The organism is Pedobacter nototheniae (assembly GCF_004335085.1).
GTDB classification, from domain to species: domain Bacteria; phylum Bacteroidota; class Bacteroidia; order Sphingobacteriales; family Sphingobacteriaceae; genus Pedobacter; species Pedobacter nototheniae.
This window is the reverse complement of sequence record NZ_RQRS01000009.1, coordinates 144,031-156,936: the sequence shown is the minus strand read 5'-3', so window position 1 is coordinate 156,936 and position 12,906 is coordinate 144,031. Positions and strand designations below refer to the sequence as shown.

Genomic DNA, 12,906 nt, shown 5'->3' with positions numbered 1-12,906 from the left:
TTATGTTTCTATCCAGCTGTAGGTAAATATGGCTTTTCGAAGAAACTCATCGGTTGCTCCGGGTTTTTTATGATTTCGAAAACTACATAACCCCATGGTTTCCAGAAATTTTCAAGCACCTGAGCGTAAATTTTATGTTGCCAAACATCAAAAAGTGGCTTTGTCATGTTGCCGCGTAAAGGCATTGCCTCAATATAGGTTGTGCCCTCAACAGGCATATAAGTGTATTCTGGTAGGCGATTAAATAAATAAGCAGAGTAATAAAAGCGAGCACTCAATTCTTCAAATTGCTCAGCGCTTAAAGTTTTCCCCTCAACCTCATTAATAATATCCTGATGGTAACGTTTGTTGGTGCCATTATCCTGCAAACAAGCAATTATTCCAAAATCTTTCATCTTTAAAGAGAAAGTTAAGGTGTTAATTTCATCGCGAAAACTAAACGGCGTATTTTCATTTTCCAACTTTACAACGGTTATAGACCATGGCGTAAAATCTTCAAATACTAAACTGGTATATAAATTTTGCATCATGAAATTCAAGTTTCCGAACTTCATCATTAAAGATTGAGACATGTTTAAACCATCCGCAGTCATCTCCTTTCGTAAAGCAGAGTGCATTTCTATATAAACAAAGCCGTATAAAAATTTACCAATCCAGTTAAATAAATCCAATTGTGGTAATGTAGAAACGGCATCATAACCTTTTGCAAAAGCATTTTCAATCTTTGCTTCCAATGGATTTAAAAATTGCTCATTAATTTCGCTATTTACCGGAATTACCAAGGTATTATACGAGCGGATACTTTCATCCAAAAACTGAATTTGCTCCTCTCCTGTTAAACCAGCTTGCTCTAAAAGCCATTTAGGAATTAATGGAACCTGAATAACAGGCGAGTTGAAAGTTTCGCCACTTAAAAAGCAGGTTTTATATAAAAAATCAAATTTTTGGAAAGGATTGTATAAGCCAGTATTCATTGTTGCAATATTAGCCATTATATTTTTATGGCTTTACTACCGTGAATTATTTTAACGTTTGGATTATAAAAGCACCAGAATCTAGCGGATTTATGGTTATTCCCATCCTTTAATAATTATTATAAAAGTAAGTAATGTCGTTTACCAATTGGTTGTAAATAGGTTTTGTAAACTCCAGAAATAATGCCCCTGGTGGCGGCGGAATGGTTTCTCTCCTTTTGCACATCGCCAATTGTTGTCTGTTTAAGGCTCTTTCATCGCCATTAAAACTTGCCCAGCTATCTTGCCAAACATAAGTTCCAGGGAATTTCTGCTGTCTGATTATTTTTCTGCTCTGCCAGTCGGTAATCGTTAAATCTAATAAGCCAGATGAAGAAACCCTTTTGTCAAAAATGCTCAAAGTAGCTTTAACAGTTCCATAAACTGCTTTTTTATCTCTTGTTTCACCAATAACCACGCTATCGCGCTTTAGTTTTTCTACCCGTTCCTTTACATAAGTTTCACCAACCACAAAATCATCAAAATTTAAGCTTAAAACTTGATCTGCTCTTATTTTTTGGTTAGTAGCTTGTTGTTCAGAGTAAAATAAAACAAACTTATTTCTTTGATAATTGCTGATAAAATTATCAATTTGCTGCTGAAAATAATCTGCACTCAATTTGTAAGTTCTGCTATTTATTAAAATTGGCTGAACAACTACTCTAACAACAGCAGCCCAATAAGCATCTTCCATTTTTGCTTTAACATCATTGTAATTCGGGTAATAATTTTGTGCTTTTTCGAATTCGTAGTATGCTTTTTTTGCATTTAAACGATCGTTGGATTGCAGCAATGAAACACCAGAATTATATCGCGCAACTGCTGCATTATATTTGCCATCAGCAAGTTCCTTAATATATTTAATAGGGTTTGGTACCACATTTAAACAGGCTGGGCAGCTGTTAATTTCATCTGCAAGCTGGTTAATTTTTTGATAATCATATATTACATTTTCCCATTTAAAAGGATCGATAGATGCTTTCGCCTCTTCAATTCTTCTTAAATGATCTTGTAAAGAAAGATTATAAGCGGTTGATAACACCTGAATTGCCTCAGCATTTTTTGGCGAATTTTGCAGCCTTCCTACGGCTTTCAATACAGATGCATCATAATCTCCCTTTTGCAAGGCATTTTTTCCAGTGGTACATCCTCCAATAATTATTAAGGATAAATAAATAAAATACCGTAATCTTGAAATGTTTTTCATGGCAGGGGTCGATTTGCGTTAATAAACAAAGATACTTCTGTTAGGGAATTTTACCCTATTTATTTTATAGACGATTGATAATGAAAATAAGTTGCAAGCCATTTGAGCTGGAATTAAAACATCCTTTTTCTATTTCTAAATTTACACGCACCAGCACACCGTTGATGCTTTTAAAAATCCAGTATGAAAATGTTATTGGCTATGGAGAAGCCTCTATGGTGCCTTATATGGGCGAAAGCTATGAAAGTGCCAATGCTTTTATTAAACAGGTAGATTGGAATAAAATTCAATATCCATTTAACTTTCATGAAATTATAGCCTATTTGGATAGTTTAGCGCCAGGGCAACCCGCTATTAAAGCCGCTATTGATATTGCGCTGAACGATATTCAGGGAAAAATATTAAATAAGCCATGTTATGAAATTTATGGTGCCGATTTATCTAAAATGCCAGTTACATCTTACACCGTTGGCATTGATACACCCGAAGTAATTCGTGAGAAATTAAAGGATGCCGAGGCTTTTAAAGTGATTAAGGTAAAATTGGGGAGAGATAACGATCAGGAAATTATTGAAACCATAAGGAGTTTAACTGATGTGCCTTTATATGTAGATGCAAATCAAGGTTGGGCTGATAAGATTAAAGCTATAGATTTAATTTACTGGCTGCACGCAAAAGGTGTTGTTTTAATTGAGCAGCCAATGGATAAGAATAATCCTGATGGAAACGCCTGGTTAACCGAAAGAAGCCCTATTCCTTTACTCGCAGATGAAGCTGTACAGCGTTTAACCGATATGGATAATTTGCGTGGCGTATATCATGGTATTAACGTAAAGCTGATGAAAAGTTGCGGGATGTATGAAGGACACCAGATGATTTTAAAAGCCAGAAGTTTTGGAATGAAGGTTTTAATTGGCTGCATGAGCGAAACCAGTTGCGCCACATTAGCTGCGGCGGCTTTGGCTCCATTATGTAATTGGGCTGATTTGGATGGCCCCTGGCTTACTAAAAATAACCCTTTTAAAGATCCAGATTTTGAAAATGGCCGTTATATTTTAAAAGATTTACCTGGATTGGGTTTAGAAGGAATTACTCCGGATCTTTTTCCTTAAAAGATCTTCTGATTTCTTTTGTAAGCTGAATTTTAAAATAAATTAAGCAAGCTGCCGTACCAACCAAAAATGCAGCTGGAATGTACTTTCCGTTATTATAACACCAAACCAATCCAAAAATAGAAAGGATAATGGCTAGGTTATAGAAAATGTTTAATGCGAATTTTTTACCCACAGTAGAAATGATTGAATGACGAAGTTAGAGATTGAGGGAGTGATTGATTTTGAATTATTGAGTGATTGAATTTTGAATGAATTGAGTATATAACATTCACTCAATCTCTCATTCAAAATTCAATCATTTTATCCTTAGTAAACAGGCATATTAGGATCAAAAGCTTCTTGCCAAGCTAAAATTCCGCCTTTTAAGTTGTATAGGTTATCAAAACCGTACTGTTGCTCTAACTGCATTACAGCGGCAGCACTTCTTTTACCGCTACGGCACTGGATAATAACTGGTTTATCTTTAGCAACTTTATCTGCTTCAATTAAAATTCCGCCCAAAGGAATGTTTTCACCTTCAAGGTTAGAAACTTCATATTCAAATGTTTCACGAACATCAATCAATTGAAAATCTTCTTTAGCGTCGATTTTCTGTTTTAGTTCTTGTACTGATATTTCTTTCATGTTATTTTGTGTATGTACAAAGATATAAAAAACTCAATTAGCCAGTCTATTTAAAAAACTTCTTACAATATTCAGATTTTTTGTAACATGTTTAAACCTCAGGCGTTTAATTATAAAATATTATCATGGACAAACTGAACCGCTTTTTCTGGTTTTGCTCTGGCGCTCATATACCAACACTCGAAAAATATCCTTCTGAACAAAATAAATATACTGGCATAGGGGCTACAATCTTCTTTACTGGTCTTTTTGCAGCTTTATCTGGTGGTTATGCCATGTACTTTGTATTTAAAGGAGATGATTTAGCCGTGGTTTTTGCCATTGTTTTTGGTTTTTTATGGGGAGCTGCAATTTTTAATATGGATCGTTACATTGTATCCAGCATCAATAAAAGCGCAACAACCAATAAACAGCTTTTGCAGGCTACTCCTCGTATTTTATTAGCCATTATGATTGGTATTGTAATTTCGAGACCAATTGAACTTAAAATTTTTGATAAGGAAATTAAGGAACGTTTAAAGGTGAGCTATTTAAATGGCCAACGTTCAAAAATTGATACTTTAAATAAGGCTTTTGAAAATAAGTATCAGGTAGAATTTGGCCGCCTTAACCAACAAAAGGCCACCAGAGATTCTTTGGAAAAGGGAATAAAATCTGACCGTCAAAAACTGAACTTTGAAATTTTCGGAAATAAAACAACCGAAACATCAGGTGTAATGGGTTATGGGCCTTATGCTAAACGTAAAGAGGCTGAAATAAAACAGAGAGAGACTGATTTGGATAGCTTGAAAGTAAATATTAACAAATCAGAAGCTTTTATTGATAAAAGAAAACAGTTTGACGGCCTCTTTACCGAAAAATTATTTACAGCAAAACAGCAAGATAGCTTGGCAAATATTGCAGGCTTTGCCGATAGAAATTGGGCATTAGGCCAGTTAAAGTTTAATGCCGATGGTACTCGCGATAATAACACAGCGCTGGCTGTTACTTTTATTGGCTTGTTGTTTATCTTTTTTGAATGTTTACCCGTATTTGTAAAACTGATGAGCCATCGCGGCCCTTATGATTTTGCAACTTCTGATGGTGATGAAGTAGCGATTTATCAATCTAAAAAAGATAAGGATTTCCATATGGAAGTTGCAGATAATATTCATGAAACCCGTGTAGATTCTGAAACATCAAAAAGGAAAGAAATTTTAAAAGGTAAAGCCTACCGTGATCTCGAAAAATATAATTGGGACGAGGATAAAGACGCTTAAGATATCTTAAAACTTACTGAAGATTTTTAATTTTTAAATTACTTTTACATTAATATTCATCTTATTAAATAACCACATGAAGAAAATTTTTTCTTTTGCCGTTGCAAGTTTTTTTACTTTGCAACTGAGCGCTCAAAACATTGATAAAATTATAACCAGAGAATACGCTGATCACCTGATTAAAACTTTAAGTAGTGATGAAATGCAGGGACGGGCAACTTTTTCTCCAGGAATTGATAAAGCAGCAACTTTCATTGAGTCTGAATTTAAAAAAATAGGTTTAAAACCTTTAACTGGTGCTACAGGATTCCGTCAGACTTTTTATAAATATCAGATTAAAAAGGTAAGTTCATCGGTAAAAATAGACGGTAAGGAAATTGATCCTGCTTCGGTAATGGTTTCTGGCGTAAATGCCGAAAGTAACAGCATTAACAAAGGCAATACGGAAATTGTTAAGCTTGATGTTAATAAACCTTTTGTAGATCAATTTAGAGCATCACTTAACTCAAAGAAAAATCAATTGGTTTTGGTAGATGCTAAATTTGCCGAAAACTTTAAAAGATATAAGAGCTTTATTGATAGGCCAACAACTTTAGATGAAAAGGATATTACCCCGGGCCAAGCTACCATACAGGTTTTTGTTTTAGGTGTTGATGCCGCTACAGATTTTAGTGCTGATGTAAAAAGTAAGGTAGATAAAATGCCTCTTTTTAATGTTGCTGGTATGATCCCTGGTAAATCAAAAGCAAAAGAATTGGTTGTTTTCTCAGGTCATTACGATCATTTGGGTGTTATGAAAGCTGTAGAGGGAGATAGTATTGCAAACGGTGCTGATGATGATGCATCGGGTACAACAGCTATGATTGCCCTTGCTAAATATTATAAAACCCTAAACAATAACGAGCGTACTTTAATTTTTGTCGCATTTACAGCTGAAGAAATTGGTGGTTTTGGTGCAAGATATTTCTCTCAGAAATTAAATCCTGATGAAGTTGTAGCCATGTTTAATATAGAAATGATTGGTAAAGATTCTAAGTTTGGTAAAAATAGTGCCTTCATCACAGGGTATGATAAATCTGATTTTGGGAAGATTTTACAAAAGAACTTAGCAGGAACTGAATTTACTTTTCACCCTGATCCTTATCCTCAGCAAAATTTATTTTATCGCAGTGATAATGCAACCCTTGCAGCCCTTGGTGTACCTGCACATACCATTAGTACCGATCAAATAGATGTAGATAAGTTTTACCATACCGTTAAGGATGAGTACAGTACTTTAGATGTAGAAAATATTTTATCAACCATTAAGGCTATTGCCAAAAGTGCAATTACCATTGTTAATGGAACCGATACCCCAACGAGAATCCCGAAACTAAAAGAAAATTAGGCTTGATAAAGCCAAATAAAAAAACCGCAAATTCGAAGATTAAATCCAAGAATTTGCGGTTTTTTTATGATAAAAGCATTTAAAAAACTTCAATGCATTATTAGAAGGAATTATATTTTAGCCAATTTTGTATTCCATCACAAAATCATCCATCACAAAGCCATTTCCAATATCAATGGTAACGGAATCTTTAACACTGAAACCAGCTTTTATATAAAAATCTTTTGCCTTGTTATACTTATTTACGTTAAGTTGCAAAGCGCTTCCTCCTGCATCTTTAACCTGATTTACCACTTCATTCATCAAAATTTTGCCAACGCCTTTTCCATGTGCACTAGGCAAAACATAAAGTTTATGGAGTTTATAAATTCGCTTTTCGTGATCTGATATGGAATATCCAGCAAAGCCGTATTGATTTTCGTTTTCTTCGGCAATTAAAAAAATATGTCCTTCCATTAACTGTTTAAGCAGTTCGCCACGGCTGTACATTTTATCCAGCATATAGTCAATTTGTGCCTGCCCAATAATATCCAAATAGGTGTTTGGCCAGGTTGCATCAGCAATATCTCTAATCAATTCGATATCTTCTTCCTTGGCTTTTCTTAGTGTAATCATATTTGTTCGCTAATAAAAATAGGTTCTCCTGAGAAACTAAAATCTATAAAACCATCTTTAACTACAGTAAATAAACCTGTTTCATCCTGTAAAAGATTGCTAACTTCTATATAAGAATTGCCATGAATATTGAATAAGCTGCCTGCAGGTTTCCAAACCGAAAAACCGCTTTTTACAGTATAAAATTTTTCTGTAGCAGTAAATACCACCAAGTTTATAACGTTGTTGAAGCCAGCAAATCTTTCTAAATCAAATTTATCGGTAATTACATTTACAGCCGGATATTTTTCTTCAACAAGATAATTTACCGCAACCATCAACGCATCAACAGGCCCTTGAATGATCTTAGTATTTTCTTGCGTTTCAATTTCTGGTGGATTAACCACAACATCAACCTTTAAGCCTAAAGAAAGAATTTTATCGTAATTGCTATAATTAACCAATAATGTTGGGCTCCATTCTAAAAGCTGACCTAAGTTTTCTTCGTTAAAATCGCCAAGTTCATCAATGTATAATGCTGGCTCTTGTTTTTCTTTTACAATATGGTGTGAAGACATATAGCGAAGATAAAAAAATAGAACTAAGTAGCGAATAAGGAGAATCAGAACAAAGTAAAATGGGACAGGGTATTATGAAATAAGTTTTATAATCTAAGTGGATTTCGCTTTCCAAAAACCTTAAAATAAATATATGGAAATGAACGGACAGAAGCATTTAACACAGAGAAGTCCCGCTATCCTTACTGCCGAAGAAAAATCGGCATTCATCCTATCGGGTTTAGAAATAAGGGTTAAGCCTAATAAAGGAGATTGCTTCAGGCCATAACAGACTCCTTACTTCCGTTCGCAATGACGATCGTATAAAAAAAAGAATTACAAAACCGTACGTCTTTGCGAGGAGGAACGACGAAGCAATCTTTCGTATCAAGATAGTAGGATCGGTTTCACTTGCAGAAACGATCGACTTAAACCTGATTGACAGCGGTATCCCCGATTTTTTCTATCGGGATAGAGCAGAAAGCAGGAAGCAATTTTGAAAGGAGCTACAGACTTCGCTTTCCAAAAACCTTAAAATAAATATTTGGAAATGAACGGACAGAAGCATTTAACACAGAGAAGTCCCGCTATCCTTACTGCCGAAGAAAGATCGGCATTCATCCTATCGGGTTTAGAATGTAAGGGTTAAGCCTAATAAAGGAGATTGCTTTACGCCATAACACAATCCTTAGTTCCGTTCGCAATGAAGATCGTATAAAAAGAAGAATTACAAAACCGCACGTCTTTGCGAGGAGGAACGACGAAGCAATCTTTCGTATCAAGGCAGCAGGATCGGTTTCACTTGCTGAAACGATCAGCTTAAACCTGATTGATAGCGGTATCCCCGATTTTTTTTATCGGGATAGAGCAGAAAGCAGGAAGCAGTTTTCAAAAGAGCTATTGGCTTCGCTTTCCAAAAACCTTAAAATAAATATTTGGAAATGAGCGGACAGAAGCATTTAACGCAGAGAAGCCCCGCTATACTTTCTGCCGAAGAAAAATCGGCATTCATACTATCGGGTTTAAAAATAAAGGTTATGCCTAATAAAGTAGATTGCTTCAGGCCATAACACAACCCTTCCTTCTGTTCGCAATGACGATCGTATAAAAGAAGAATTACAAAGCCGCACGTCTTTGCGAGGAGGAACGACGAAGCAATCTTTCGTATCAAGATAGTAGGATCGTTTTCACTTGCAGAAACGATCAGCTTAAACCTGATTGACAGCGGTATCCCCGATTTTTTTTATCGGGATAGAGCAGAAAGCAGGAAGCAATTTTGAAAGGAGCTACAGACTTCGCTTTCCAAAAACCTTAAAATAAATATTTGGAAATGAGCGGAAAGAAGCATCTAACGCGGTGAAGCCCCGCTATCCTTGCTGCCAAAGAAAGATCGGCATTCATCCTATCGGGTTTAAATACCAAAAACCTGTGCATTAATAAAGATTTTAGGAGTACAGCAACCATCTGAAGCAGTGTTTTACTTATGCTAAGGCCTGCCGTACAGGTGTAGACTAGTAAATTAATAGTCTGGATATGTACTTTAGTGCTCCGTTTACGTTGTGCAACGTATAATTATACGTCCAGAACGTCAAATTATAGGTTCAGAACGCCAAGCATTCGCTTCCACACCCCAACATTGGGGTTATATCACGTATAATTATATGTCGGGAACGTCAACCGATATGTAAAGAACGTCAACCGATATATATAGAACGTGAACCGAGTGGTTGTATAACCCCAAATTATACCTGTGGGCGGTGATTATTACGGAGCAGGTCAATTTGCTGTGGAAGCGGTATTATACATTTTTTTTAACCTTTTATTGCGTTATAGAAATCTTGAAAAGTTTCTTCAAAATCACTGGCAAAATTTATCGCTCCCGATGCTGCGATGCCATAAATTCCAGTATGCATTAAAGCCTCAACATCATTAATGGTTATACCGCCAACTGCTAAAACTGGCATTTGAATATTGTTAGTTTTTAGCGTAGAAATTGCTTCTGCATATCCACTTATACCTAAAACGGGGAAGTTATTTGGTTTAGTTTGTGTAATTGCAAAAGGACCGAAACCAGCATAATCTACGCCCTCATTGGCTAAACGGATTAAATTTTCTACCGTGTTGGCAGAGCCGCCTAAAGTTATATCGTTGCCTACTATTTTTCTGATCGATATAAAATCTGCATTCATATCTTCTATATGAAAACCTTGAATATCGGCTTTGCCATTTAAATGCACGTGGTTGGTTACGATTAAAGTTGTGCCCCAATCATCACAAATTTCAGCAATAGCATTAATATCAGCTAAAAGCGCTTCGTCGGTTTTAGTTAAGCAACGATATTGAATCCACTTTGCTCCAGCTTCGCAAGCTTTTTGCACTTGCTCAATATGGGTTAAATGAGGAATATCGTGCGTGATGTATTGAAATTTTTCTATGTATTTACTCATGATTATTGCTTTTTCTAAATTAAAAAGAAAATCCGGTGAATATAGGCAATGTGCTCATATCCGCCGGATTTAAGATTTAAAGCTTTTTATTTTTAAAACTTAAGGTTTAAACTTACTAAGAAATTTCGTGTTGCCTGAGGGTAATAGTAATTCGATCTGCTTAATTCGCCATCATATAAATATGGATAGGTTGCACCATTGCTTTCATATAAAGTGCTGAAAACATTGTTAACTAATAAGCTGATGCCGATATTTTTAATAGCAGCAAAAGAAGTGTTGTACCTTAACCTAATATCGTTTACAAAAAAGCTGGATAAAGTGCGTGTGCTGGCCGAAGTATTATCGAGATTTTGCTTTCCTACATACTTACTTAATAAAGCTACATCAGCGTTTTTTAATATTGTGTAATTAATTTCGCTTGAAGCAATTACCGATGGCGAAAAGGAAATATTTGTATTTTTATAATTGTTGGTCAAAAGTGTGTTGTCCTTCTTGTCATAAATATACTCTGTAAAATCTTTAATCTTATTTCTGCTTAAAGCCGCGGTTGCAGCCCAGTAAAGATCTTTTGAAATTTTCCATCGCCCATCAAATTCAAGTCCTAATCTATAACTATCTGCAACATTTTGTCTGGTTTTACCGCCAACATCATTTAATTTACCAGTATTAACTAACTGGTTTTTGTAAATCATGGCATAACCATTAATTCCAAAGTTAAAATCAGAGATTTGAGTACGATAACCAGCCTCAAAATCCGTTAAATGTTCAGATTTCGGTCTACTATTTATGCTCGAATATTTAAAGTCATCCCGGTTCGGTTCTTTATTTCCAACCGCAACAGATGCATAAATATTGCTTTTATCGCTAAAATTGTAAGTAACACCAGCTTTAGGATTAAAGAAATTAAGTGTTGCTTGTTGCTGCGCAGGAGCTCCTGATACATCAACACCAAAATAAGAATAATATACACGGCGATATTGCAAATCGGCAAAGAGATTAAACTTGTCTATCTGATAATTTCCTCTCAAAAAGGTATTGAAATCCGTTTTTAAGGCATCGTTATCATTATACCTATGGCGAATAGAGCCGCTACCATCATAGTTTGCAAATTGCGCCCAAATTACTTCATCAAAATGCCTTCCTTTGTACTCATTATAAGCCCCACCAAGTGTAAAATCAAGGTTGTTTTTAGGCTTATAATTTAAAGAATAAGTTGCGCCGTAAAAATCGTTATCAAGCCATAAACGTCTAACCAAGTTAGAAACATCTTTGGTAACGCCACCAATAACTAAAGGCTCAATCCCGTAATCCGTTAGTAGCTGGTCCTCCTGATATTCTTCATAATAGCCTCTGCCATAAGTGTAATGTAAAGCCGCATTTGCTACCAATTTATCACTTAAGGTTCTGGTATAAAATAACTGGTAATGATCCTGTTGATAATTGTCAGTTTGGTTATCGTAGGTAAAATCATTGTGTCTGCGATCAATTGCAAGCATCTCTTGCGAAATTCCATTCCAAGCTTGATACGTTTTCTCTGTACCACTAAATACATTTGCTCGTAAAATATCCTTTTTGCCATAATAGGCGCCCGATACAAAGAAAGATTTTAAATTTGAAGAGGCACGGTCAACGTATCCATCAGATTTAATTCTAGATAAACGACCATCGAAGCTAAATTTATTATTAATTAAGCCAGTACCTAAATTAATGGTGTTTTTCCAGGTATTATAAGAGCCTGCCGTATTGTTTAGTTCAGCATAAGCAGAATCTCTGCGTGTGGTGGTTTGAATATTTAAGCTACCCCCAAAAGAGCCTGCTCCGTTGGTGGAAGTACCAACGCCTCGCTGGATTTGTATATTATCTACTGAAGAAGCTAAATCTGGTAGGTTAACAAAAAAGCTACCCTGACTTTCGGCATCATTAAGGGGAATGCCATTTACTGTAACGTTAATTCTTGTAGCATCGCTACCACGAATACGCATACCAGTATAGCCTATCCCTGTACCACCATCAGAACTTACCACAACAGAAGGCGTTTGATTTAATAGATAAGGTAAATCCTGACCGAGATTGTTTTTTGCAAGTTCTGCTTTATCAAGATTGCGATACGTTGTTGCCGAATTTTTGGATGCTCGTGTTGCGCTAACCACCACTTCATCAGTAAGAAAAGTTAAAGTGTTTAAGCTAAAGTTGGCGATAGTATTGGCGGTAAGATCAATTGTTTTTTCTCCTGTTTGATAACCTACATAACTGGCAACAACTACAATTTTGCCAGCAGGTAAGTTGCTGATGGTGTAATCTCCATTCGCATCACTCAGTACTGCCGTTTTTTTATTTTTTAATTTAATGGTTGCCCCCGGAAGAGGCTTTTGGTTATTATCGGTAATTTTTCCGCTAATGGAAATTTGTGCCATTACAAAACATGGCAGCAATGTGGCAAGAACTGCCAATAAACTTAATTTTTTCAACTTTTTGCTTTTTAGTAAAACCTGTCGTAAGTAGGGGTACTCCCGACTTTAGTTAAACTCCATAACTCCAATCCCTACGCCGGCATTACCCGGATCAGGTGCATTTAAGGTTTAGGGATTTAAGGTTTAGGGTTTAGGGTTTGCATGTTGCATAACCTTTTACCTTTCGCCTTTTACCTTTTACCGTAAAATGGGTATGTTCTCAGCCTGTTTTTGTGTTTTATAAAAAAACAAG

11 protein-coding genes are annotated in these 12,906 nt (G+C 35.7%); 3 read left to right on the top strand and 8 right to left on the bottom strand.

The features are described from left to right. Window positions 1-8 precede the first annotated feature (8 nt). Together EHC72_RS10085 and EHC72_RS10080 are read right to left on the bottom strand one after the other, a co-directional pair. The gene (locus EHC72_RS10085; RefSeq protein ID WP_131537563.1) at window positions 9-992 is read right to left on the bottom strand and encodes a hypothetical protein; all 984 of its coding nucleotides are present in this window, start codon (window positions 990-992) and stop codon (window positions 9-11) included. Between the two features lie 91 nt (window positions 993-1,083). Beyond that, window positions 1,084-2,220, bottom strand: a complete 1,137-nt coding sequence (locus tag EHC72_RS10080; RefSeq protein WP_131537562.1) for a hypothetical protein — start codon at window positions 2,218-2,220, stop codon at window positions 1,084-1,086. An 80-nt stretch (window positions 2,221-2,300) separates the two neighbouring features. Between EHC72_RS10080 and EHC72_RS10075 the strand changes: the two genes are divergently transcribed. Next, complete coding sequence (locus EHC72_RS10075) at window positions 2,301-3,332, top strand: dipeptide epimerase (protein ID WP_131537561.1); 1,032 nt, start codon at window positions 2,301-2,303, stop codon at window positions 3,330-3,332. Here the strand turns inward: EHC72_RS10075 and EHC72_RS10070 are convergent. Together EHC72_RS10070 and EHC72_RS10065 are read right to left on the bottom strand one after the other, a co-directional pair. Further along, a complete protein-coding gene (locus EHC72_RS10070; RefSeq protein WP_131537560.1) occupies window positions 3,310-3,507 on the bottom strand; it encodes a DUF6358 family protein in 198 nt (65 codons plus the stop codon). The two genes, EHC72_RS10075 and EHC72_RS10070, sit on opposite strands and share 23 nt — an antisense overlap. A 134-nt stretch (window positions 3,508-3,641) precedes the next feature. Further along, window positions 3,642-3,959: a rhodanese-like domain-containing protein gene (locus EHC72_RS10065; protein WP_131537559.1), complete on the bottom strand. Its 318-nt coding sequence runs from the start codon at window positions 3,957-3,959 to the stop codon at window positions 3,642-3,644. A 125-nt stretch (window positions 3,960-4,084) separates the two neighbouring features. On the opposite strand from EHC72_RS10065, the gene EHC72_RS10060 reads away from it, so the two are divergent. Further along, complete coding sequence (locus EHC72_RS10060) at window positions 4,085-5,218, top strand: DUF4407 domain-containing protein (RefSeq protein WP_131537558.1); 1,134 nt, start codon at window positions 4,085-4,087, stop codon at window positions 5,216-5,218. 76 nt (window positions 5,219-5,294) lie between these two features. Beyond that, the gene (locus EHC72_RS10055; RefSeq protein ID WP_131537557.1) at window positions 5,295-6,605 is read left to right on the top strand and encodes a M20/M25/M40 family metallo-hydrolase; all 1,311 of its coding nucleotides are present in this window, start codon (window positions 5,295-5,297) and stop codon (window positions 6,603-6,605) included. 117 nt (window positions 6,606-6,722) lie between these two features. On the opposite strand, the gene EHC72_RS10050 is transcribed toward EHC72_RS10055, so the two are convergent. From EHC72_RS10050 to EHC72_RS10035, 4 genes are all read right to left on the bottom strand, one after another. Continuing rightward, on the bottom strand, window positions 6,723-7,220 hold the full coding sequence (locus tag EHC72_RS10050; protein WP_131537556.1) for a GNAT family N-acetyltransferase: 498 nt from the start codon (window positions 7,218-7,220) through the stop codon (window positions 6,723-6,725). Next, window positions 7,217-7,777 (bottom strand): thiamine pyrophosphokinase, encoded by a 561-nt coding sequence (locus tag EHC72_RS10045; protein WP_131537555.1) that lies wholly within the window; start codon window positions 7,775-7,777, stop codon window positions 7,217-7,219. The genes EHC72_RS10050 and EHC72_RS10045 overlap by 4 nt, the downstream gene beginning before the upstream one ends. Before the next feature lie 1,790 nt (window positions 7,778-9,567). Continuing rightward, window positions 9,568-10,203 (bottom strand): thiamine phosphate synthase, encoded by a 636-nt coding sequence (locus tag EHC72_RS10040; RefSeq protein ID WP_131537554.1) that lies wholly within the window; start codon window positions 10,201-10,203, stop codon window positions 9,568-9,570. Window positions 10,204-10,295: 92 nt separating this feature from the next. Further along, window positions 10,296-12,671: a TonB-dependent receptor gene (locus tag EHC72_RS10035; RefSeq protein WP_131537553.1), complete on the bottom strand. Its 2,376-nt coding sequence runs from the start codon at window positions 12,669-12,671 to the stop codon at window positions 10,296-10,298. Window positions 12,672-12,906: the final 235 nt, after the last annotated feature.